The organism is Gemmatimonadota bacterium (genome assembly GCA_041390105.1).
GTDB lineage: Bacteria > Gemmatimonadota > Gemmatimonadetes > Longimicrobiales > Gaopeijiaceae > JAGQIF01.
The window spans coordinates 265,147-288,798 of record JAWKQO010000003.1 but is presented as its reverse complement, the minus strand read 5'-3'; the positions used below and the strand labels follow the sequence as shown (position 1 = coordinate 288,798).

Annotated in this window: 17 protein-coding genes; 4 read left to right on the top strand and 13 right to left on the bottom strand. The window is 69.0% G+C overall.

Annotation, left to right across the window (positions count from 1 at the left end; translation table 11 throughout):
- Positions 1–297 precede the first annotated feature (297 nt).
- Positions 298–831: a hypothetical protein gene (locus R3E10_14320; protein MEZ4416922.1), complete on the top strand. Its 534-nt coding sequence runs from the start codon at positions 298–300 to the stop codon at positions 829–831.
- Positions 832–919: 88 nt separating this feature from the next.
- Here the strand turns inward: R3E10_14320 and R3E10_14315 are convergent, their stop codons facing one another.
- The gene (locus R3E10_14315) at positions 920–1,162 is read right to left on the bottom strand and encodes a zinc ribbon domain-containing protein (GenBank protein ID MEZ4416921.1); all 243 of its coding nucleotides are present in this window, start codon (positions 1,160–1,162) and stop codon (positions 920–922) included.
- A 68-nt stretch (positions 1,163–1,230) separates the two neighbouring features.
- On the bottom strand, positions 1,231–2,943 hold the full coding sequence (locus R3E10_14310) for an amidase family protein (GenBank protein MEZ4416920.1): 1,713 nt from the start codon (positions 2,941–2,943) through the stop codon (positions 1,231–1,233).
- A 130-nt stretch (positions 2,944–3,073) separates the two neighbouring features.
- Between R3E10_14310 and R3E10_14305 the strand changes: the two genes are divergently transcribed.
- Positions 3,074–5,890, top strand: a complete 2,817-nt coding sequence (locus R3E10_14305; GenBank protein MEZ4416919.1) for a serine/threonine-protein kinase — start codon at positions 3,074–3,076, stop codon at positions 5,888–5,890.
- Between the two features lie 82 nt (positions 5,891–5,972).
- Here R3E10_14305 and R3E10_14300 read toward each other — a convergent pair whose 3' ends face one another.
- Positions 5,973–7,073, bottom strand: coding sequence for a cystathionine gamma-lyase (locus R3E10_14300; protein ID MEZ4416918.1), 1,101 nt, complete (start codon positions 7,071–7,073; stop codon positions 5,973–5,975).
- Positions 7,074–7,338: 265 nt separating this feature from the next.
- On the opposite strand from R3E10_14300, the gene R3E10_14295 reads away from it, so the two are divergent.
- Together R3E10_14295 and R3E10_14290 are read left to right on the top strand one after the other, a co-directional pair.
- A complete protein-coding gene (locus R3E10_14295) occupies positions 7,339–9,846 on the top strand; it encodes an ABC transporter permease (GenBank protein MEZ4416917.1) in 2,508 nt (835 codons plus the stop codon).
- A gap of 61 nt (positions 9,847–9,907) precedes the next feature.
- Positions 9,908–11,062: an NAD(P)/FAD-dependent oxidoreductase gene (locus tag R3E10_14290; GenBank protein ID MEZ4416916.1), complete on the top strand. Its 1,155-nt coding sequence runs from the start codon at positions 9,908–9,910 to the stop codon at positions 11,060–11,062.
- On the opposite strand, the gene R3E10_14285 is transcribed toward R3E10_14290, so the two are convergent.
- From R3E10_14285 to R3E10_14240, 10 genes are all read right to left on the bottom strand, one after another.
- A complete protein-coding gene (locus R3E10_14285) occupies positions 11,026–11,190 on the bottom strand; it encodes a hypothetical protein (protein ID MEZ4416915.1) in 165 nt (54 codons plus the stop codon). The genes R3E10_14290 and R3E10_14285 overlap by 37 nt on opposite strands.
- A gap of 74 nt (positions 11,191–11,264) precedes the next feature.
- Positions 11,265–13,175: an EAL domain-containing protein gene (locus tag R3E10_14280; GenBank protein ID MEZ4416914.1), complete on the bottom strand. Its 1,911-nt coding sequence runs from the start codon at positions 13,173–13,175 to the stop codon at positions 11,265–11,267.
- 21 nt (positions 13,176–13,196) lie between these two features.
- Entirely contained in the window at positions 13,197–14,333 is a 1,137-nt protein-coding gene (locus R3E10_14275; GenBank protein ID MEZ4416913.1) for an FIST C-terminal domain-containing protein, read from the bottom strand.
- A gap of 190 nt (positions 14,334–14,523) precedes the next feature.
- Positions 14,524–14,838 (bottom strand): hypothetical protein, encoded by a 315-nt coding sequence (locus R3E10_14270; protein ID MEZ4416912.1) that lies wholly within the window; start codon positions 14,836–14,838, stop codon positions 14,524–14,526.
- 163 nt (positions 14,839–15,001) lie between these two features.
- Complete coding sequence (locus R3E10_14265; protein ID MEZ4416911.1) at positions 15,002–17,185, bottom strand: molybdopterin cofactor-binding domain-containing protein; 2,184 nt, start codon at positions 17,183–17,185, stop codon at positions 15,002–15,004.
- Positions 17,182–17,697 (bottom strand): (2Fe-2S)-binding protein, encoded by a 516-nt coding sequence (locus R3E10_14260; protein MEZ4416910.1) that lies wholly within the window; start codon positions 17,695–17,697, stop codon positions 17,182–17,184. Before R3E10_14260 ends, R3E10_14265 begins: the two co-directional genes overlap by 4 nt.
- 243 nt (positions 17,698–17,940) lie before the next feature.
- The gene (locus R3E10_14255) at positions 17,941–18,786 is read right to left on the bottom strand and encodes a creatininase family protein (GenBank protein ID MEZ4416909.1); all 846 of its coding nucleotides are present in this window, start codon (positions 18,784–18,786) and stop codon (positions 17,941–17,943) included.
- Positions 18,787–18,921: 135 nt separating this feature from the next.
- Entirely contained in the window at positions 18,922–20,439 is a 1,518-nt protein-coding gene (gene dacB, locus R3E10_14250; protein ID MEZ4416908.1) for a D-alanyl-D-alanine carboxypeptidase/D-alanyl-D-alanine-endopeptidase, read from the bottom strand.
- 152 nt (positions 20,440–20,591) lie between these two features.
- Positions 20,592–23,201 carry an ABC transporter permease gene (locus R3E10_14245; GenBank protein ID MEZ4416907.1) on the bottom strand — a complete coding sequence of 870 codons (2,610 nt, stop codon included), beginning with the start codon at positions 23,199–23,201 and terminating at the stop codon, positions 20,592–20,594.
- The gene (locus tag R3E10_14240; GenBank protein MEZ4416906.1) at positions 23,198–23,524 is read right to left on the bottom strand and encodes a helix-turn-helix transcriptional regulator; all 327 of its coding nucleotides are present in this window, start codon (positions 23,522–23,524) and stop codon (positions 23,198–23,200) included. Before R3E10_14240 ends, R3E10_14245 begins: the two co-directional genes overlap by 4 nt.
- Positions 23,525–23,652 lie beyond the last annotated feature (128 nt).

Below are 23,652 nucleotides of genomic sequence, written 5' to 3'. Positions count from 1 at the left end.
CCGGCCGCGGGACCGAACGTCCGCAGGGTAAGCGCCCTCCGTTCGGATCCGGCTGGCACGCTGAGCCGCGCATGTCCGCCCCTCCCGGGCCAATCAGAAGGGGGGACCTCGCGCACACGAATGGTCCACACCTCGGTGGGCACCCCCACGACAGGCCGAGTGCTGTCCGGTTTGGGCGCTGGACTCCGCCTATCAGTTTGCGTCGCTCGCGATCGCGCAGGTGAGCTCCGCAACCGGGAGGTCGAGATGTGTTCTATCGGGTCTCTGGCAGCTCAGTTGGCCGCCGCGGAAGCACTCATGCTGGCTGCGATTGCTCTCATCGGCGTGGCCGCCGCCCTCAACTCAGGATTCTTCTCAGCGGTTGGCGCGCCGGTTCCGATGGCTGCCGCCGCCGGTTTGGCACTGGGAGCAGCAGCACTGCTGTCAAACGCACTCGGTGTGGCGCAGGTCTACTACGAGTGCGCGGGCCGTCCGTCAGCCTGTAGCGATGAGTATTACGCGCTTGTCGCGGCGCTGATCGCCCAGTCGGCTGCCCTGCTCGCGCTCGGAGCCGCCGCCGGGGTGGCCGCGGCCTCGGCGTGGATACCGGGGGCTGGCCAGGTCGCGATGTGGGTGATCATCGGGTTGTTGCTCGCGCAGGTAGCGTTGTTGCCGTCCGTGATCGCGCTGTCCGTCGCTCTTGCAAATTGTGTCGAAGGAGTGGCCTCCTCGCGTGCCGAGCCCCTCCTGATCGCCGCTGGCGTCACAGCAGTGCTTGCTTGGGTGTTTGTCTACGCAGTGTCGGGAAGGGTGGTGCTGAGACCGGGGAAGGGGCCCACCGCATCCCGATGACTGGGCAGCGGGCGCTGACTGTCCCGAGGCCGCACGGCCGGTGGCGCTGGCGCCCGAGGGTCCCCCGCGGGCGGGACCGGTCAACCGATCAGGCGGGACGCGCGCAGGCGCACCCGGCGCCACAGCCCCCGGAAACGGGCGCGTTGGCGGCTGCCGTGACGGGCACGGGCGTGCTCAGCAGCTTCTCCACCGGAGTGTCGGCGGGCACGTCGCCCAGGGCGGTGCCGGTCCGCTCGGCGAGCTCGCCCCACGTGCTGAGCGTCTCGTTCATCCCGTGGCGGACCTCCAGGGTCCGGTCGTTGGCGGCGCAGCGGTATTCGTAGTACGGCATGAGGCTTCTGGGGTTGAGGTTCGCTTTCCCGTACCGACGCGTCGGACCGGGGGTTCCCGGCCGGGCCCCTACGGCAGCCTAGGTGGTGGGACCCGCCGGTGGGTGGCCTGCTCGAATGCATAGGCCAACGCGATCAGGCGGGGCTCGCTGCACGCCGCTCCGTTGAAGCCCACGCCGAAGGGGGCCGGCAACGCGTCGAACCCGGCGGGGAAGGGCGGATCGGGCTCGTTGGGCACGAACCCGAACGGCACCACGATGATCGGGGTGCCGGAGCGCGCGGCCAGTCCCGCCCCCCGGCTTCCCGGTGTCAGGATCGCGTCGAGGTCGTGAGCGGCCAGCACGGCGTCGATGCCTTCCGTGCGGCTGAGTCGCTCGTCCTTGGCCATGTCCGCCTGGTTGCGGGCGCGATCGCGCTCGACCTCCATCTCGTCGGAGATGTCGAAGCGCGACTGCTTGTACTTCATGGCGCCGGCGGCCGCGTGGGCGAGGTTCCATTCCCGCAGCTCGGTGAGGGAGTGGACAGGGGCGGAAGGGCCCAAGCTCTCCAACCACGCGTTGAAGTCGCGCTTCATGCCGTACTTGAAGTTGATGGAGCAGGCCGCATCGGCCCCGCGATGCTGTTCCCCGCCCACGCACAGGTCCCAGGCCGCGAAGCTCTCGTCGGGGTCGGTTGCGGTGAGACTCGGAAGATCGGCCGGATCCACGACGATGGCGCCCGCTTGTCGCAGCACCGCGATGGCGTCGGCCATCAGGGCGGCGGCCTCGGTGTCCAGTCCTCCGCGTGAGCGGCGTTCCCCGTCCAGCGTGATCGCATCGTAGTAGAAGGCACGGGGAATCCCGATGCGGGTGCCCCGCAGCGCGTCGGCGTTGAGAAATTGCGTATAGTCTCTGCCAGGCGGTGGTTCGCACACGCCGGTGGCGGCGTCGGCGGGATCCGGGGCGGGGCTTTCCAGCGCGCCCAGCAGGATGGCGGCGTCCGTGACCGTGCGCGTCATGGGACCGGCCATGTCGTGGTCGAGCGTGACCGGCGCGATACCGTGGCGGCTGATCCGCCCGAGGGTTGGACGGATCCCCACCAGCATCGTGGCGTTCGAAGGGCTGATGATGGAGCCGCCGGTGTCGGTGCCCACGTTGCCCGCCCAGAAGCTCGCCGCCGTCCCGATTCCGGAGCTGGACCCGCCCGTGCTGAGCGCCGGTCGTCCGTCGAAGGTGGCGGGGCGTGGATCGCGCCGCGGATCATACGGATTGTAGCCCTGGCCGGAGAGCGCGTTGTAGTTGCCTGGCATCGGGTCGGGCGTGCCGGCCATGAAGTTGGCGAACTCCGTCAGTCCGGCCTTGGCGATGATGATGGCGCCCGCCTCCCGCAGGTTGGTGGTGAGCGTGGCCTCGTACGGCGGCACATAGTCCGCGAAGGCCAGCGCGCCGCCGGTGGTGGGCAGGTGCGTCGTCTGGATGTTGTCCTTGAGCGCCACCGGGATCCCGTGCAGGGGGCCGCGGACGTGTCCGCGGGCGCGTCCGGCATCCAGCGAGTCCGCCTCCGCGAGCGCGTTGGCGTTGATGGTGACTGCGGCGTTGAGCCGGTCCTCGTAGCGAGCGATGCGCACCAGATGGGCCGTCACCAGCTGACGGGCGCTGAGCGTGCCGGCGGCCATGGCGGCCTGCATCTCGGGGATGGTCGCCTCGACCACGTCGAAGGGCGCGTTCTGGGCCGCCGGCCGGGCACAGGCGCCCACTACGGCGAGGAGGGCCAGGACCACAAGACTGTTCAAGGATCGGGACATGGCCCCACGTTAGCGCGCCTCGCCCCGCGCCGCACCGAGTGAGGTCGGGGAGACCGGAACGGCGCCTTCTGGGTAAGGGGCGCGGGGACGGGTGGACCGGCGCTGCCCCCTCACACCGGGGAGAGAAGCGGTGGGGAACAACGACTGGACCCGGCTCGAAGAGCTGTTCAACGGGGCCCTGGAGGTTCCCGCCGCGGAGCGCGACGCGTTCCTCGAACGGGCCTGTGCCGGTGACCAAGCGCTGCTGCAGGAAATCCGCTCTCTGCTGCGAGCGGATGGTCTACAGCCCCGAGGCGCGTTCATCGATGCGGAGCTGGGTCGGGCCTTGGAGCAGCTCAGCGCGGAGGATCTGGCCGCTCCGTCGGGTCGCCGCTTCGGGCCCTACCGCATCCTGGAGCCGCTCGGCGCCGGCGGCATGGGCGCGGTCTATCTGGCGGAGCGGGCCGACGACGAGTTCGAGAAACGCGTCGCCATCAAGCTCATGCGCGGGGGCATCGCGAACGATGTGGGGCGAGCCCGTTTTCTGGCCGAACGTCAGATCCTGGCGCACCTCGAGCACCCTGGAATCGCCCGGCTGTTGGACGGCGGCACCACGGAGGACGGCTCGCCCTTCGTGGTCATGGAGTACGTGGACGGAGTACCGATCACCGAGTCGGCGCGTACCCGGAACCTGACGACCGAAGGCACGCTGTGGCTGTTCCTGGAGGTGTGCGCGGCGGTCCAGTACGCGCACAACAACCTGGTCGTCCACCGGGATCTGAAACCGGCCAACATCCTGGTGACGCACGAGGGAGCCGCGAAGCTGCTCGACTTCGGGATCGCGAAGCTGCTGGAGCCCGGCGAATCGGGAGACGGCCCCCTCACGCGCAATGCGGCAGGTCGGCTCATGACGCCCGAGTATGCGAGCCCGGAGCAGGTGCGTGGCGAGCCGGTGGGGACCGCCACGGACGTCTATGCGCTGGGCGTCCTGCTCTACCAGCTGCTGGCCGGCGCTCTCCCCTTCAAGCTCGAGTCGCAGTCCGCCGCCGAGATCGAGCGGATCGTGACCACGCGCGAGCCGGAGCCACCGAGCCGGGTGGCGGCAGAGCGGCCGATCCGTAGCGACCTGGACGCCATCGTCCTGAAGGCCATGCGCAAGGAGCCGGAGCGGCGCTACGCATCGGTGGCGCAGTTCGCCGACGACATCAAAGCCTACCTTGCCGGCCATCCGGTCTCGGCGCGCCCCAACTCCTGGACATACCGTGCGCACAAGTTCGTGGTCCGCAACCGATTGGGGGTGGCGGCTGCAGCGGCCCTCGGCGTGCTTTCGACGTTCTACACCTACCGCCTGGCCGTGGAGCGCAACACGGCGCGCATCGAAGCACGCAAAGCGGAGCAGGTCGCGGCCTTCGTGACGGGGCTGTTCCGCGTCGCCGATCCCGACGCCTCCCAGGGTCGAGACATCACGGCTCGTGAGCTCGTGGACTCGGGCGAGGTTCGCCTGCGGACCGAACTGGCGGAGCAGCCCGAAGTCCGCGGTGAGATGCTCTCGCTCATCGGCTACGTCTACCAGCAGTTGGGACTGCTCGACCGCGCTCGACCTGCGCTGGAGGAGGCCCTGCAACTGACCCGGAGTGTGGAAGGCGACGACTCGGAAGCCGCGACCACGGCGAAGGATCGCCTGAGGCGTGTGTACACGGCGCAGGGCGACCTCGAAGAAGCCGAGCGCCTGGCGCGTGAGTTGGTGGAGACGGCTCGGGCTCGGCGTCCGCCCGACGTGCGCGAGCTGGCCGTGAGCCTCCTGGCGCTGGCGGACGTGCTGGAGGAAGCGACGAAGGTGGAGGAGGAGGCGACGCTTGCCGGCGAGGCGGTGGAGTTGGCTGGGCAGCTGCAGGGCGCCGTGCGGGATACGACCTTGTACCATGCGCTGGGGGCGCGCGGGAACGCACGCCTGAACAACGGCGACCTGGTGGGGGCCCGGCAGGACATGGAACGTGCGCTCGAGCTTGCCGAGACGCTGCTGCACGAGGACAACTCGAACCTCATCATCCTGCGGAGCAACCTGTCGGGGGTCTATCGGCTCCAAGGCGAGTTCGACCTGGCGGAAGAAGGGCTGCGCGAGAACATCGCACAGGCCGAGCGAGTGCTGGGAAGCGAGCATCCCCAGGTCGGCTTCAACCTGATCAGCCTTTCGAATGTCCTGAAGGAGCAGGGCCAGTTCGCGGATGCCGAAGCGGCGATCCGAAGAGCACACGACATCTTTGTCGCGCGCTACGGACTCCGTGCTCCGATACTGGGCACGGTGTACAACAACCTGGCCAACCTCCGCCAGGACCAGGACGATCTGCGCGGTGCCCTGGAGTTCCACGAACGATCCCTGACCCTGAGCCTGGAGCTACAGGGCGAGAACGGTCCCGACGTGGCGACGTCCTACTACAACATGGCCAGTGTCTATCAGCAGCTCGGTGACCTCGAGCGTGCGGTGGACCTGCAGCGGAAGGCCTTTCGCGTCGACAGCGTCGTGCTGGGTGTCGACCACGTCTACGTGGCGCAGGACCTGACCGCCATCGCGTCCGTGCTGGGCGAGCTGAAGCGTTTCGGGGAGGCGGAGCGAGAGCTCGGCCGTGCGCTCGGGTGGGCCGAGGCCTCGGTCGGAAGGGACCACCCCCAGGTGGCGCGCATCCATGTGGAATTGGCCAAGCTGTACTTGAGTCAGGACCGACCGGCCCAGGCGGTCCCGGAGGCTGCGGAGGGCCTGCGTGCTCTCGCTACGTCCTTGGAGGAGGGTCACTGGGAGCTCGGTGCCGTGCGCAACCTGCTCGGTGAGGCGCGCTGGCGGTCGGGCGACCACAGCGACGACGTCAGGGAGCTGATTCGCGGCGGCTATGAGCTCGTGCTGGCGGGCCGCGGAGAGGACAATCGCTTCACGCAGCGCGCACGCAAGGCGATGGAGCTGATCGAGCCCTGAGGGAGGCTCGGCATCACGGGTACAGCGCCCGTAGGTGGCCGTCCAACCGCGTCCGCGAGTTTGTCGGGACGCCGCGGCGATCCTAGCGTCCCGCCAGCGCCGCTTCGAAGTCCTCCAGCAGGTCTTCCAGCGCCTCACATCCGAGACTCAGACGGATGAACCCTCCAGCCACAGCGTCTCCACCCCAGCGCGCGCGGCGCTCGCCTGAGGTGTGCAGGCCGCCGAAACTGGTGGCTTCGTCCACCAGGGTGGCCGCAGATAGAAACGCCTGCGCGGCCGCGGCAGTGCCCAACTCGAACGACACCACCGGTCCGTAGCGACTCATCTGACGCTGGGCCACTGCATGGGACGGATCGGTGGCCAGCCCCGGATAACGCACCTGCACCACGTCGCTGCGGCCAGCCAGGAAGGTGGCAACCCCCTGCGCGTTGGCACACATGCGCTCGAGGCGCACATCCAGCGTGCCCAGCGACCGATGGGCCAGCCACACCTCCATCGGCCCTGGGATCGCTCCGGTCTCGATACGCCAGGTGCGCAGCGCCGCCGCCCGCTCGGGATCGGCGGCCGAGACGTGACCGAGCACGACGTCGCTGTGTCCGCAGAGAGCCTTGGTGTCGGAGGCCAAGGAAAAGTCGGCACCGAGCGCCAACGGTTTCTGCGCACCCACGGTCGGCGTGGTATTGTCGACGGCTACCAACGCGCCCACGGCATGGGCCGCTTCCACGATGCGGCGTACGTCGTAGACCGTCAGAGCTGGGTTGCTCGGCGTCTCCACCCAGACCAGACGCGTGCCCTCCAGCTGTTCGAGGAGGTCGGCTTCGGTCGCGGCCGTGCACACGTCGACGCCGCGGGCGCCCAGGTGCTTGGCGGCCACCGAACGGGTGGCGTAATAGCCGTCTCCGGTCAGGACCACGCGCTCGCCGGCGCCGAGTGTGGTCTGGAGCAGCGCGTAGGTCGCGGCCATTCCACTCGCGAACAGGACCGTGGGCCCCCCTTCCAGCTCCTCCAGGGCCGCTTCGAAGGCAGTCCAGGTGGGGTTCTGGTAGCGTCCGTATTGATAGGGCGCTCCGGTGGGGTCACCAGGAAGGTGATAGACGGATGCGAAGGTAGGGCCAGCGAGGAACGGCGCGCCCGGCTCGGGGGCGGGGGCGCCAGCGCGCACGATTCGGGTGGCATCACGCATGGAGACGCAGCCGGATGTGGGAACGGGGGCCGATCGGACGCACCACCTTCGGTGGCGATCTCCGGGGCCCGCAAGGGTGGTGGGCCGGCGGAGGGAGAGCCCTGACCCGGCGCGGCCGCCCTGGCGCCCGCCCGATCCAGCGAAGCTCCCTGGAAAGGCGGTCCCCGCGCATGGGGTCTGGGGCCCGCTGCAACTTGGTCGGTGGTTTTGCCGTCTATAAGGGTCGACGCCCGCGCACCTGCCCGCCCCAACGCGAGTCACCACTATGGCGGATCTGAAACTGGCCCTCCGTACGCTGTCCAAGACCCCGTTCGTCACGCTGGTGGCGATCCTGTCCCTGGCCCTGGGGATCGGCGCCAACGCGGCCATCTACTCGATGTTCGACGAGATGCTGATCCAGCCGCTGCCGGTCCAGAACCCGGACGAGCTGGTCAACCTCGCGAATCCGGGGCCCAAGCCCGGTTCCCAGTCGTGCGGTCAGGCGGGCGGCTGTGACGAGGTGTTCAGCTATCCGATGTTCCGGGATCTGGAGGCCGCCGACGCCGGCTTCAGCGGGCTGGCAGCCCACGTGAACTTCGGGGCCAACCTGGCCCTGTCCGACCGCACCACCGATGGTCAGGGCTTGCTGGTGTCGGGCTCGTACTTCCCGGTGCTCGGGGTGACGCCGGCGCTGGGCCGCCTCCTGGGCCCCGAGGACGACCGCACGATCGGAGGGCATCCGGTCGCGGTGCTCAGCTTCGGCTTCTGGAGGCGACAGCTGGGATCCGATCCGGGCGTGCTCAATCGCGTGATCACCGTCAACGGACAGCCGTTGACGGTGGTGGGCGTGGCTTCGCGGGCGTTCACGGGCACGACCCTCGGAAACCTCCCGGACGTGTTCGTTCCTCTGACCATGCGTAGCCAGATGGTGCGCGGTTGGGAGGGCTTCGAGAACCGTCGCACCTACTTCCTCTATCTCTTCGGGCGCCTCCAGCCTGGGCTGACGGCCGAACAGGCCGAAGGTCGCGTGAACACCGTCTACAGCGGCCTTCTCGCGGACGTGGAAGCACCGCTGCAGACGGGCATGAGCGAAGAGACCATGACGGCGTTCCTGGCCAAACGCGTCACAGTGAAGCCGGGTCAACGCGGACAGAGCTCCTTGCATGCCGATGTGAAGGTGCCGCTGATCATGCTGCTCACCATCACCGGGCTGGTCCTGCTGATCGCGTGTGCGAACATCGCCAACCTGTTGCTGGCGCGAGGCGCCGGCCGCGGACAGGAGATGGCGATCCGAGGGTCGCTGGGAGGCAGCCGCAAGCAGCTGCTGCGCCCGCTCATCGTGGAGTCACTCACGCTGGCGGTGCTGGGCGGAGTGGCCAGCTTGCTGATCGCCCGCTGGACGCTGGTGTTCATCGGGTCCGCTCTGCCGCCCCAGGCCGCCGGCATGATGAGCCTCACCCTCCGGCCCCAGGTGGTGATCTTCACCGCGGCCATTTCCATCGGGACAGGCTTCCTCTTCGGACTGTACCCGGCGTTGCACAGCACCCGGCCGGATCTGGTCACCATGCTCAAGTCGGTGACGGGTCAGGCCTCGGGGTCACGTTCGGCCGCGCGCTTCCGCTCGTCGCTGGTCACCGCGCAGGTGGCGCTGTCCATGGCACTGCTGGTGGCTGCCGGCTTGTTCATCAAGAGCCTAACCAACGTGAGCAGGATCGACCTCGGTCTCGTGCCCGACAACATCGTCCAGTTCACCGTCTCTCCCGTCCGGAACGGCTACGAGGCCGAGCGGTCCCGAGTGCTCTTCGGTCGGATCGAGGAGGAGTTGGGCGCGCTGCCGGGGGTGACATCCGTCTCCGCAGCGCGGGTGGCCGTGATCGGTGGGAGCAGCTGGGGTACCGACGTACGCGTGCAGGGCTTCGAGAGCGGGCCCGACATCGACTCCAACTCGCGCTACAACCAGGTCGGTGCCGACTACTTCAGCATGCTGAGTGTTCCGCTGCTCGCGGGTCGGGAGTTCACAACCGCGGACGCGCTGGGGGGCGCGAATGTCGCGATTGTCAACGAAGCGTTCGCCCGAAAGTTCGGACTCGACGGAGCGGACGCGGTCGGGAAGTTCATGCGTCCGAGCTTCGGACCGCCTGCCGAGGAGCTGAACACCGAGATCGTGGGCGTGGTCAAGGACGCGAAGTACAACGACGTGAAGGACGACATTCCCCCCGTCTTCTTCGTGCCCTACCGTCAGGACGAGTCGATCGGCGCGCTGACCTTCTATGCACGCACCGCGGGAGATCCGGAGGCGGTGCAACGCGCTATTCCGGACGTGATCCGGCGACTCGATGCCAACTTGCCCGTGGAAGACCTCAAGACCCTCGACCGGCAGATCAAGGAGAACCTGGTCACGGATCGGCTCATCAGCACGTTGGCATCCGCCTTCGCGGCCCTGGCCACCCTGCTCGCGGCGGTTGGACTCTACGGCGTGCTCGCCTTCACCGTGACTCAGCGCACGCGCGAGATCGGTCTCCGCATGGCGCTGGGCGCGGACGCGGGTCAGGTCCGCGGGATGGTGCTCCGGCAGGTGGGCCGCATGTTGGTGGTGGGTGCGGTCGTGGGGTTGGTACTGGCGGTGTTGCTGGGGAAGGCCGCCGCCTCGCTGCTCTTTGGCCTGAGCGGGTCGGATCCGTTCGTGATCGGCGCCGTCGCGGCCGTGATGACCGCGGTGGCCTTCACCGCGGGCTACCTGCCGGCGGCCCGGGCGTCCAAGGTTGACCCGATGGTGGCGCTCCGGTACGAATAGCGCCTCGGGGCGCGTCGGCGGGGAGGAGGGCGCGTACCCGTCCTCTTCACCCGGATGACCCGTGACCGAGACCGCAACGCTGATCGTTGGAGCCGGGCCGGCCGGACTGGCCGTGGCCGGCCGGCTCCGCCAGCGGGGTCTGCCGTTCGAGATCCTGGAGGCGAGCGACCGGGTCGGGAACGCCTGGCACGAGCACTACGACCGGTTGCACCTGCACACGGTCAAGGAGTTGTCCTCGCTGCCGGGACTCCCGTTCCCGGCGGACTATCCCCGCTACGTGCCCAGGCACCTGCTTGCCGACTACCTCACGCGCTACGCGGAGCACTTCCGGTTGGAGCCGCGCTTCGGTGAGGACGTCCGCTCCATCCGCCGCAGCGGAGCGCTCTGGCATGTGGAGACCCACCGCGGGTCCCGGTTCGAGGCCGGACAGGTGGTGGTCGCCACCGGTGTGAACCGCGTCCCGATCCGACCGATCCTCCCCGGCGAGGAGGACTTCCAGGGCGTGGTGGAGCACACCAAGGGATATCGCCGAGCCGACCCCTACGCCGGTCAGCACGTCCTGGTGGTGGGCATGGGCAATACCGGTGCGGAGGTGGCCCTCGATCTCTGCGAGAGTGGCGTCGCGGTGGCGCTCTCCGTGCGCGGCGCCGTCAACATCGTGCCGCGGGACGTGTTGGGCCGTCCCACCCAGCGCACGGCGCTGCTGCTCGCGAGGCTTCCCAACTGGTTGGGAGACCGGTTGGGCACGCTTCTGCGTCGACTGACGGTGGGCGACCTGTCCGGCTACGGAATCGAGACGCCGCGCATCGCGCCGTTGCAGCAGCTTCGTCTGTACGGAAAGACGCCGGTCGTGGACCTGGGCACGGTCGACCGCATCAAACGCGGCGACATCCGGGTGTTTCCCGAGATCCAGGGCTTCACGTCCGACGGTGTGGTCTTCGCGGACGGCCGCAGCGAGCGCTTCGACGTTGTCCTGCTGGCCACGGGGTATCGTCCGGACCTCGAGCACCTCGTCGAGGGCGGAGACCGGTTGATGGATCGCAACGGACTTCCTGCGACCGTGGTGGGGCAGGGACCCTGGGCGGGCCTGTACTTCGTCGGCTTCGACAACTACCGGCCGGGCGGCGTACTGGGTGCGATCGTTCGCGACTCAGAACGGGTGGTCGAGGGCATCGCCGCTCAACGGGGCGTGGCGGCGGCGTCGTCGGTGGGTTGACGCAACTCCTCGGGTACGAAGTTCTTCACGTTGGAGGCGACCACCAGCCCCCAGATCGCAAGGGCCAACGCGATCACGAGGATGGTGGTGCGCAGGTCGAAGCGCTTGCCGCGAATCCATTTGAGCACGGCGGGCTCTCCGGGGGCGGGCCGTAGGGTCGAGTGAAGCGCAGGCGTGGGGCGAGGGCCCGGCGCTCGCAGCTTCAATAGGCTCTGACGGTGCTGGCCGGGCAAGCGGCGGCCGGGGACCCCGGGATCGTGCCCGACGCGAGCAGCTCCAGAAAGTGCGCTTCGGGGAGCGGCCTGCTGAAGTGGTAGCCCTGCATGGCCAGCACCGGGACGCCGCCGAAGTAGTCCACGTCCGACTGCGACTCCACGCCCTCGATGATGCAGGCGATCTTGAGGTGCCGTGCCATGGCCAGGGTCGCATCGACGATGCCCTGGTGATCAGGGCGCTCCCGGATGCCCGTCACGAACGAGCGATCGATCTTGAGCATGCTGACCGGCAGCCGGTGCAGATAGGAGAGGGACGAGTAGCCGGTTCCGAAGTCGTCCAGCGCGAAGCGCACGCCGAGCTCCGTGAGCTGGGACATCTTCCGCACCGTGTCCTCGAGATCGGTCAAGGCGGCGCTCTCCGTCAACTCCAGGATCAGCGCCCGCGGGGGAATGCCGGACCGGAGCACCGCGTCCTTCACCCAAGCCACGAAGCCCGGCTGTCGGATCTGGCGGGCGCTCAGGTTTACGCTCAGGCTCCGGAAGGATGGTGAGCGCGAGACCTCCAGGATGTGGGCGATCAGGCGGCAGGCCTCGCCCAGGACCCAGTCACCGATCTCCAGGATCAGGCCGGTCTCCTCGGCCACGGGAATGAAGTCCGCCGGCGACACCGCTCCCATGTCGTCGCTGCTCCAGCGGAGCAACGCTTCGGCCCCGAGGATGGTCCCCAGCGGTGTCACCACCGGCTGGTAGTGGAGCTGAAGCTCCGATCCCGCCACGGCCTGTCGGAGGTGCGTCTCCATGCGGAGCCGCCGATTGCTGGCCGCCTGCATCTCGGGGGCGAAGAACTCGAACCCTCCGCGCGAGTGCTCCTTGGCGCGGTACATGGCCGTATCCGCAAAGCGCACCAGGTCCTCGCAGTACTGCCCCAGGGGAAGGGTGTCCAGGTTGGGGTCGGGGAACAGGGTGAGCCCGACGCTCGCCGAGGGCACGACCGACGTTCCCTGGGTGCGGACCGACTCCCCGGCCATCTCCACGATGCGCTCCGCCAGCACGCGTGCGGAATAGGTGGCGCGCTCCACGGTGTCGCCGAGCTGGCTGGCCACGAAGATGAACTCGTCACCGCCCACGCGCGCCACCGTATCCTCCTCCCGCGCCACGGACGCGAGGCGCCTGGCGATCTCCACCAACAAGGCGTCGCCGGCGGCGTGACCGAGCGAGTCGTTCACGCTCTTGAAGCGATCCACGTCGATGAAGTAGACGGCTCCGTAGTGTCGATGCCGTCGTGCAGCCGCCACCGCCTGCCGTAGACGTTGGTTGAGCGTCTTGCGGTTGGGGAGGTCCGTCAGCGTGTCGTAGGCGGCTTGGCGCACGATGACCGCCTCGGCTTCCTTGCGCGCCGCGATCTCCTCGAGGATGCGGTGGTGCTCCAGGCACGCGCGACAACTCACGTTGAGTCGGGCGAAGATGGGCTCCAGCGACCGCGCCACCTCGACGTCGATCGGCCGGCGGGCCCGCTCGAGCACCATGAATCCCACACCCTCGAGCGGAAAGGTGAGGTAGTGACGATCCCCATGGACGTGGTGGGTGCCCGTGGGGGGCTCCAACGCCCGATCGAGCGGGAGTCCGTCGAGCACTGCGGCATCCGCCGAGCCCGAAGCCAGCGAGGGCACGCTGAGCCGTCGTACGGCGTCGCCGTACCCATACTCGGGGGCTGCTTCCAGCGATGAATCGGTCTCCGGGAACTGATAGAAGTGGATGCTCCGGAGCCCCAGCCGTCGCAAGCAGGTGCGCATGAACGGGGACAGCATCCGGTCCAGGTTCAGATCCAGACCGGTGACCATGGCCAGCTCGTGCTGAATGGCGACGAGCTGCAGCGTCTTGAGGTCCTTCGCCTCCACAGTGGTGACCGGGTGTGCGGCTCAGGACGCGGTGGAGGAATACGCCCCCACGACGCAGGTCTTGTTGTGGAACTGGACGCTACCACCCTCCGAGTTGGCGATTTCGCCCAGGGAAAGGGCGCCTACGAGATTGGCTTCACCGGAGAACGGCTCTCGGATCGCTCCCAGCTCTTCGGCGAATCCACCGTCCAGAAAGAGCTTGCGGCTGATGCAGTCGAAGACGAGGACGTCTCTGGAGCAATCACCGGAGGGGCAGGCCGCCCGCGCTGCTTCCCCCGCTGCGCGCTTGAGGGCGGCAGGGTCGCCGCGGAGCACGTAGATCATCGCGTTCTCCGGGACATGCCCCACGCACACCAGCTTGCCGTCCTCGGCGATGATCGGATCCCGGACGAGCAAGGCTTCGTCCAGCTTCTCCAGGCCGAAGGGGAAGGTCTTGGCGATCTCGAAGAAGTCGGTGTCCTCGAAGCGCGCCGTGCTGTAGGGCTGTACCACCTCGGAGTACAGCTCGAAGGCCGGTCGGTAGTTCAGGGAGTGGATCACGTTCCCGTCCGACTCGGTCACCAGGAAGGGACCGGCCAGCTTCTCCCAACCGTGGCGCACCGAGGTCTGGAACGGTCTGCGGAATCCCACCACCTGCAGCGCGTCCTGGACCAGCCCGCTGTTGGTGAAGAGGCAGGGACGCTGCTGGAAGCTCAGGGAGCCGGCGCCGCCTCCCAGCACCGCACGGTCGGGACCGACCTGATCGTAGACCTCGCCCACCAGGTGATCGATCGTGCTGCTCAGTCCGTCGACCAGGACAACGAAGCCGCGAGACTCTGCAAGCGCCGGCGGGAAGAGGATCGGCATTCCACCGAGCGGGTCGAGGCTGCTGACTTCGGAGTACACTGCCACCTCGACGGGCTCCGAGAGTCCGGCCACCACGAAGCCCCGGTCCAGATAGGAGCGTCCGTGCAGCAGGGTGGGGAAGCAACCTCCAAAGACCGGAACCTCCAGCGAGCGCAGTGTCGGATCGATGGCCGCAGCTTCAAGGCCATTCTCGTCACAGGAGAGCAGCAAGAGGCTCTGCGCACCGCGGTCCAGCGCCTGTCGGATGAGACGGATGAGGTCGTTGACGGTGGACCCGTCGGTGGAGAGCGCGATGTCGATGAGCGGGCGCATGTGCTTCCTTCCTGACCAGGAACGGACTCCTGCGCCCGGGGGGTCGGACGAGGATATCCATGTTCAAGTAACGGAAGGATCTAGCCGCGAGTTGAGTGCCTGGTCCCAGGGCGGGGCGGCGGGATTCCCGGGCGAGGCGCCGGGGGCGCTCGGGGCGGTCGCCGGGTCGGGGCGAGGCTCGCCCCGCCGTTCAGCGCGCGTCGTCCCGGGCGAGCTGCTCCAGAAAGACGCGCTCCCGCTCGGAGAGCGCCATCACCCCGCTCGAGGTCACGATGGACAGGAGGCGTTCGACCTCCTTGCGATTGAGGGGGTGGAGCTCACCCAGGTGAATGCCCATCCAGCGGTCGCGCTGCTCGGCCTGGCGCACCAGTGGGGACGTGAAGGACGAGTTGGGGGCCTCCACCCGGCGGCTGGCCAGCCGCCGGAGTCGCCGGCGGCGCCGGAGCACCAGTTGGACCGACACGCCCAGTACGATTCCGACAAGCAGTCCGATGAACCAGGCCATACGACGATCGACGGGTCTGTGGCGTCCGGGCCACATCCCGGGGCGGCCCGGGCGGCCGTTCTGTAGGCCGCTCGTTGAGATATGACGAATCCGGGGCCCCGTAAGTTGCAGCGACCCCTGCGGGCCCCCCGCGAGCAGGGGACCCGCGCTTGGCGCGCTCGGGCTAGGCCCAGCTCAGGTCGTGCTGCCGGATGGGAAGCGCACGGATGCGCTTTCCGGTCACGCCGAAGATGGCGTTGCACAGCGCCGGGATCACCGGTGGCAGCGCCGGCTCGCCCAAGCCGGTGGGCGAGTTGTCGGTCAGCACGAAGTGGACGTCGATCTCGGGCGTGTCGGGAATCCGCGCCAGAGAATACTCGTCGAAGTTCCCCTGGACCGTGCGGCCCCCTTCGATCGTGATCTCCTGAGCGAACGCCTGGGAGAGTCCGTCGATCACCGCACCCTGGGCGTTGTTGAGCGCATTGAGCGGATTGATGATCACGCTGCCGACGTCACCCACGACCCAGACCTTGTCCACACCGACCCGGCCCCCCTGGCTGACGGTCGCCTGCACCACCTCGGCGAAGTAGCCGCGGTGGCTGTAGTGGAAGGCCACGCCCAGGGCCGACTCGCGGGGCAGCGTGGTCCGGCCCCAACCCGAGCGCTCCGCCACCGTGCGTAGCACCGTGCGCATGCGGGCGGGATCGAAGCCCAGGTTCTCCCCGGCCTGATCCAGCAGGTCCAGCCGGAACTGGATCGGATCCCGGCCGGCTGCATGGGCCAGCTCATCCAGGAACGACTGGTACACGAACGCGAGCGCGTTGCTGCCGGGCGCGCGGAGTGCGCCCGTGGGCACACCGAACGGGATCAGGCTGGCGCCCAACGAGAAGTTGGGCACGAAGCCGGCGGGAAACTCCGTGTCCCTGGTCCCTGCGCTGGGCGCGAAGCGCTCGCCCTGGCCGAAGGACACGAAGTGATTGTGCCAGGCCACCAGCTTACCGGACTCGTCCACACCACCTTCCAGCCGGTGGAAGCCGGCCGGGCGATAGAGGTCATGGCGCATGTCGTCTTCACGCGTCCACAGCAGCTTCACGGGAACGCCCACTTCACGAGCGATCCAGGCTGCTTCGACCAGGTAGTCGTTGTAGAGGCGTCGTCCGAAGCCGCCGCCCATGCGCGTCAGATGCAGCGTGATGTCCCGCTCCGAGATCCCCAGCAGCTCAGCCGCCATGGTGCGCCCGCTCTCCGGCGTCTGGGTGGGGGCCCACAGCTCCAGCTTGCCGTTCTGGAAATGCGCCGTGCAGTTCTGCGGCTCCAGCGGCGCGTGCGAGATGAACGGATAGGTGTAATCGGCCTGCACGCGGTGCGCCGCGTTCGCCATCGCGGCCGCGACGTCTCCGTCGGAACGGATGCTCATGGTCGGACGCTGGCCGTAGAGGCGCTCGGCCGCCGCCTGGAAGCCGGCGCTGCTCTGGGAGGCAGTGGGGCCTTCGTCCCAGTCCACCTGCAGCACGTTGAGGCGCGCCTCGTTGACCGCCCACCAGTTGTCGCCGACGATGGCCACGCCCGGCAGGAGGCCGGCCAGATCGGTACCGCCCTCGACCACGAACGCGTGCTTTACGCCGGGTTGGGCTCGGACGTCGTCCAGGTTGGCGCTGCGCACCTTCCCGCCGAACACCGGGCACTTCTCGAACACCGCGTAGAGCATGCCGGGCACCGTGACGTCGATGCCGTAGAGCGGCCTTCCGTTCACGATGTTGTCGTTGTCGACGTCCGGGATGGGCTGACCGATGATCCGGAACTGCGACGGATCCTTCAGGCGCACGGCCTCCGCATCCGGCGCGCGCAGCGTGGCCGCTTTCGCGGTGAGCTCACCGTAGGAAAGGGAGTCCGAGGTGGCGGGATTGATCACGCGCCCGTTCTCGGTCTCGAGTCCGGAGGCGGAGACTCCCCAGGTCTGGGCGGCAGCCTCGACCAGCATCTGGCGGGCGGCGGCGCCGACGCGGCGCATGGGCAGCCAATGCGTGGGCGTCGCCGTGCTTCCCCCCGCGAACTGTCGCTGGAAGTTGTCGGTGTCCAGGTCTCCCTGCACCACGGTGACGTCCGACCAGCGCACGTCCAGCTCGTCCGCGATGAGCATGGGCAGCATGGTCTTGATGCCCTGCCCGATCTCCGGGTTCTGCGCGATCAGCGTGACGGCACCTTCCGGACTGATGCGGATGAACGCGTTGGGGACGAAGTCGGTGACGGCTCCCTCGACTGCGGTGCCGAGGCCCAACACATCGAAGTAGCTGCCGATCAGCAGGCCACCACCCGCGGCGGCGCTCACCTTGAGGAACTGCCTCCGTTTCATCGTCGTGCCGCTCATGCGCCCTCCCTACCGTCGGCGGAGCCCGGCTCCCGGCCGCTCGGCTCCATTTCGTTGGTGGTGGCACGGGCCGCCCGGTGGATCCCCTCGCGGATGCGGGTATAGGTCCCGCAGCGGCAAAGATTCCGGTTCATGGCCTGATCGATCTGCTCGTCGCTGGGTTGCGGCGTGCGCTCCAGCAGGGCAGCGGCCGCCATGAGCTGTCCTGCCTGGCAGTAGCCGCACTGTGGTACGTCCAGCTCTCGCCAGGCCTGTTGCAGCGGATGGTTCCCGTCCGGCGAGAGCCCCTCGATGGTGGTCACTTCGTCCCCCTCGAGCGTGGAGACGCGGACCTGACAACTCCGCTGGGGTCGACCGTTCACGTGGACCGTGCAGGCCCCGCACTCGGAGACGCCGCACCCGAACTTGGTGCCCTTGAGGTCGAGCAGGTCGCGCAGGACCCAGAGCAGGGGCATGTCGGGTGGGGCGTCCACCGAAACCGGGGCGCCGTTGACCTTGAAGGAGATGGGCATGGCTGGTGCTCCCTGGACGCAGAAGCGGTGGTGGAGACTTCAAGCGTAGACCCGCAGCGGGCAGTACGGCAAGGGAAATCGGGGATGCCGGCGGCCCCTGCCGCCCCAACCCGGGGGGCTGCAGAGATCTACGGTGGACTCCCGGGGGAGGGTTACCGGCGGGATCCCGCCGTCGCGGGAGGGCCGACGCCGTGACGCCGCCCCGGGGAAGGGGGCGGCGTCACGGCTGACCGGCGCTACGAGCTACCGCAGCAGCTCGTGGATCTGCCGCACGGCGTACTCCACCTTCATGTCGATCATCCTCTTGCCCAGCTCGGCCGATGAGCGGCGCGCGTCGCCGGTGATGCCGTTGTTGAGGCGCGGGGTGTTGGGGTCGGGCCGCTGGCCCCGGGGCATCACCGGATCCCCGAGGGCATCCTTGACCAGATCCATCCGCACCCAGCCGCGGTCACCCCCGAGGTACATCATCTCGGAGGTGTCGGGGATACCGGCGTGCGAGCTGGCCGGATAGCCGTTCTGCTCCATCCACTCATCGAAGTCCGCGCCGGCCTTGGCGTAGACGTCGTCGCAGTAGACCACCCGGATGCCCTGACCCTTGTATTTGGCGTCCAACTTGGCCGCGACCTCCCCGAGCTGCTGCTGCCCGCCCCCGTGGTCTCCCATCAACACCACGGCCTTGAAGCCGCTCTTGATGAGCTCCTCGGCGATCTGCTCGTTCATGGCCGCGAACAGCTCGTTGGTGAGCCCGATGGTGCCGGGTAGCTCGGCGCTGGCCCGGTTGGGCGAGAAGGGAAGCACGGGCGCTACCAGCGCGTTGCCCAGCTCGATGGCGATCCGTCGGGCGATCTCACGCCCCATGAGCGTATGACCGCCGTTCACGTTCTGCGGGCCCCGCTGCTCGGTTCCGCCGTTGTAGACGAGGGCGGTGGTCTTGCCGGCGGCCAAGGCCTCCTTCACCTCGACCCAGGTCATCATCTCGAACTCGACGTTCGGCGCGCGCACGCCGGCTGCGCCGGGCGCGGCCTCCTGGGCTGCGAGCGTGGAGGTCAGCCCGAAGAGGGCGGCTGCGATCAGCGTCGTGGTGCGCATGTAGGCTCCCAGGTGTTGTGGTGGCCGCGCAATCTCGGGGGGGCACCGGCAGGGGGCAATCCAGCACTGCGGACCTCGCCCCGGGCGGCCCCGGCGGCGGCGATCCGCGGCGAACCCGTGGCCTCCCCATCCCGCCTACCGGATCTCCTCCCAGGCGATCGACGCGATCTCGCCCAGGGCCTGGCCCGCGATGACGGCGGGGTCGGGTTGGTCCGTGGCGAAGTTGTTGATGTAGATGGCGAAGGCGATCTCGCGGCCACTGCGGGTGGTCAAGTAGCCGGCCAGGCCCTTCCCCGTGACGAGCAGGCGGCGGTGGAGCGGGTCGAAGATCCCGTACGTGCCCGTCTTGGCCTGGACATGACCCGCTCCCTGCGAGTCCACCTGGATGTCCACCAGCGTGCCGTCCCGCCCCAACACCGGCAGGGCGGCGCGGAAGCCGGCGGCCCAGGGCTTGGACGCGACCACCCCCAGATAGCGGGTCATGAAGGCCGGCGAGAAGTGTGCACGGGCGCCCGCCCCGTCCCCCTGGGCCGCTCCGTTCAGATCCAGTCCGGCCTCGGCCAACCAGTCGTGCTCCAGGTCGAAACCCGTTTTGTCAGCCCCCTGGGCCTTCGGCAGAGAGCCGAGCAGCAGCGGGAAGTTGCTGGCGTGGAGGTTCTGGCTCGTCTTGAGCACGACCGTCGCTTCCGCCAGCAGGGGAAGCGAGATGTGCTCGGCCACGACCAGGGAGTCGTCGTACGATGCCGAGAGCGCCTCCACGTCGACCGTTCGAGAGGCGAGGCGGGGGATGGCATGGACCCCGGTATCCCTGAGGGCCTCGGAGAGGACGACCTCTCCAAAGCGACTCGGCTCGGGAACGACCCACCGGAGGTTCTGCGGCTCTGAGCCGCGCGGCACGCTGCCCGTGGCGACGAGCATGCGATGTGAGCGATCGGTGCTGTCCTCCACCGCGTCGAAGCGTTGGGCATGACCCGAGTCCGCCGTGATGACGTGGGCCTGAACGGTGAAGTACGACGTCTTGGGTGTCACTTCCACCGTAGCCGGCGCTCCGGCGCTGGCGGCCGGTGTCACCACGATGTCGATGACGTTGTCGTTGATCACCAGAGGACCCATGGTCACGCCGGTGCCGCCGTCCCGCTCGCCCTCCGGAAACAGCGAGGCATCGACGATCACCTGACCGGTGACCGTGCGGATGCCGCGGCCCGCCACCTGGCGCGCCAGGTCCCGCACCACGGTGAGCGGGTCGGTGTCCAGCGGCGGGCCACCATAGGAATGGTCGTGGTCGATGAAGGCGTAGGTGCCGCCCGGCCGCTCCCGGCCGGAGAGGTTGGGATCGCCGGCGGCCACGAGAACCAGGTCTCCGTCGAGGACGCCGTCTTGGACCGGCCCCGTGCGGTACACGCGCGTGGTGAAGCGATGGTCGGGTCCCAGGATCTCGAGAGCGGTGCCCATGGTGAGCAGCTTGGTGGTGGATCCCGGCACCATGAGGCGCTGGTTGTTGACGCCGAACACCGCTCGCTTCGAACCGAGGTCGTAGAACTCCATGGCCCAGGAGGCGTGCACGAACTCCGGGCGGTCCATGACCGCCTGGATGCGGGCGGGCAGGGACTGGCCTTGGAGCGCGGAGGGCACGCACAGGGCGAGCAGCAGCATCGAACCCCAGGCGACGGCGGGCGCGGATGAACGAGGTGGGCGGGGCGCGCGAGCGAGAGGGGCCACGGGCGGTGCCTCCTTGTGTCAGCGAGGGAGGGAGCGCCCCTAGGATCCGGAGGGAAACGCCCGGGGCGCAAGCGCGCAGCCCGGCTTCACTCCTCGCGCAGCGCTGTCATGGGGTCGGTGCGGGCCATGCGGCGGGCCGGCACCCAGGCAGCGATGCCGCCGACCGTGGCCAGCAGCAGCACGCACGCCGAGTACACGAACGGATCGAACCCGTGCACGCCGTGGAGCTGGTCCGTCAGCGCGCGAGACACCGTCCAGGCGCCTGCGCAGCCGGCCGCCAGTCCGACCAGGACCAGCGCCATCCCCTCGCCGAGGAAGAGGCGAGCCACATCGCGCTGCGCGGCGCCCACCGCCATGCGAATGGCGACGTCGCGCGTACGTTGCACCGCCGCGAAGGACAGGACGGCGTAGAGGCCCAGCACCGCGACGGCGATCGCGAAGGCGGCGAAGATGCCCAGCAACGACGCGAGAAAGCGGGACGGTCGGGCCGCAGCCTCCAGCTCGTCGCGCAGCCATCCGGTTTCTGAAAGGGACACGGTCGCGTCCAGCGCGCGGAGCAGACTCCGCATGTCGTCCGCGGGGTCCCCTGAGCCCGGGCGCATCCGCACCGTCAACAGCGCCCACGTCCCCGCGTTCTGGGAGAGGGGCACATGCAGGCCGACGCCTTGGGACGCACCGATCTCCGTGATTACGTCGGGTACCACGCCCACGACCCGCATCCAGGGGCCCGGCTCGCCGGAGCTCATGGTCATCGTGCGCACTCGGATGCGGCGACCCAGTGGATCCGAACCCGGCCACAATCGGTGCGCCAAGGTGCGACTGACCACGGTGACCGGCTCCGTGCCGGCTCGGTCTTCGACGGTGAAGCTGCGGCCCTCGACCACCGGTACCGCGAGCACGTCGAACCAGTCCGCGTCGTGTGTGAGGATCTCGGACTGCATCACCGTCCCCGAGCCCAGCCCCGGTTCCCGTTCACCCTCGACCATTCGGACCGAACGTCCGCTGTGGAAGGGCAGCTGAACCCCGATCGCGGCAGCCTCGACGCCGGGGAGGTCTCGGGCACCCTCCAGCAAGCGCTCGAAGAAGCGCGAGCGCTCCTCGAGCGTCGGATAGCTCGCCGAGCGCAGAAGCACGCCGCCGCCGTAGACCTGTTCACCGTGGAAGCCCACGTCCAGCGTGGCGACGTGCCGGAGAGACCGGAACGCCAGACCCGCGGGCACGACCAGCGTGAGGGAGAGCGCGACCCCACCGGCCACGATAGCACGTAGACTGCGTCGGCGTGAGCGCCCCGCCGAGCTCCGCGCGCCCTCCGCCAGAGCGGCGACTTGGGGACGCCGCAGGCCCGCCAAGGGGACGAGACCAAACACGGTGCCGGTGGTGACCGCCAGCGCGAGCGCCGTCAACCAGGTACGCAGGTCGAGGCGAAGCGCCGCCGCGCCCCCAGGCACCTCACGCCCCAGCTGCGCCTGCAGTCCCGCGCCCCAGGCGGAGAGCGCCCCCCAGGCCAGACCCACCCCCAGCAGTGCAGCCGCTCCGCCGAGGAGAAGGCCCTCCAGCAGGAGCTGTCGCGTGAGCCGGCCCGTTCCCGCGCCCAGGGCGCTCCGGATCGTGAACTCACGTTGGCGGCCGGCGGCACGCACCAGCAGCAGCGCGGCCGTGTTGCCGCAGGCGATCAGGAGCGCCAGCAGCACCGTAGCCACGGCCACGTCGAGCACGGGTCGAATCGTATGCGTGTACATCTCCTGCAGCGGAATCACGTTCACGTCGATGCTGTCGACGCGGGCCCCCAGGCGCGGGCGGGCGCGCGCTTTCAGCGTGCGTGCGGCCTCTGCGGGGGGAACGCCCTCGCGGAGGCGGCCTCCGTAGACGTTGCGCTCCTCGCGCAGCGGAGTGAGGAGGTCCGTGTAGCGCTGGTAGTGCCAAGCATCGGCCGCGAGAACGCCCACGATGGTGAAAAGCTCCGCGTCCTCGGGGCGGTCGGAGGTGAAGGCCGACACCGTTCGGCCTAGCACCGAGGGATCACCTCCATAGCGCGTCCGCCAGAGCTCGTGGCTGATGAGGGCCACTGCGGGGCCTCCCGGCAGGGCCTCCTCGGCGGTGAAGAGACGGCCGATCGCGGTGCGGAGCCCGAACACGTCGGCGTAGCCGGAGGAGACCCACGATCCGTACACCAGCTCTGGCGCCTCCCCATCGAGGAGTGTGAAGACGTCCAGGTCCCAGGAGACGGTCTCTTCGAACAGGTCGTCCACCTCGGTGGTGCTGACGGGCACGGAGGGGTCGACCAGCACGAGCCGGTCGGGCTCCGGGTAGGGGAGCGGCCGCAGAAGGTACGCGGAGACCACCGAGGCGACGGCCACACAAGCCGCCATCCCCACACCGAGCAGCGTGACCACACCGACCGAGAAGCGGGGACTGCGCACCAGGCTCCGCACTGCGGCATGACCGTCTGCGGCCCATGCCGAAGGGGGCGAGACGCTTCCTGCCGAACGCGCCCCCCAGGCCCGCCACCACTCCTGGGGCACCGAGCGGAGGAGGTCCGCCGCGAGGCGTAGCCATACCGTGTCGCTTCCGCCTCGTGCCTGCGCGGCCTGCCGGAGCGCACGGGCGTCCTCGACCATGGCTTCGCCATGGCGTCTACGGAACGCGGGTGGATAGAGCCGCAGTGCCCAGCGATAGAGCCGTTCTCGCAGGCTCACCGCGCGTCCCCCGGCAAGAGGCCCCGGCTGCGGGCGAGCTCGGTCAAGCGTTGGAACCGGCCGACCTCGCGTTGCAGCGCCGCGCGTCCCTGCCGCGTGAGGCGGTAGGCGCGCCTCCGTCGCGGATCGTCGCCGAGCGGGTCTGTCTCCTCTACCCACCCCATCGCTGCGAGGCGGTCCAGCGATCCGTAGATGGTGCCGGGTCCGGTGGCCAGACCGGACTCCGTCTCGACCCGCTGCATGACGCCGTAGCCGTGGAGGGGTCCCTCCGAGAGAGCGAGCAGCACGTGGAAGACCGTGGGCGTGAGGACGTCGGGCGTCATCGTATCCTCCGATACTACGGGAGACGTAATATTACGGTGAACGTAGTATTGGGGAGCAGCGCCTCGCAAGAGGGAGGGTCCAGGCGCCGCGGCGTACGGGGGCCCTCCCTGACTCGCCGCTGGGCAAC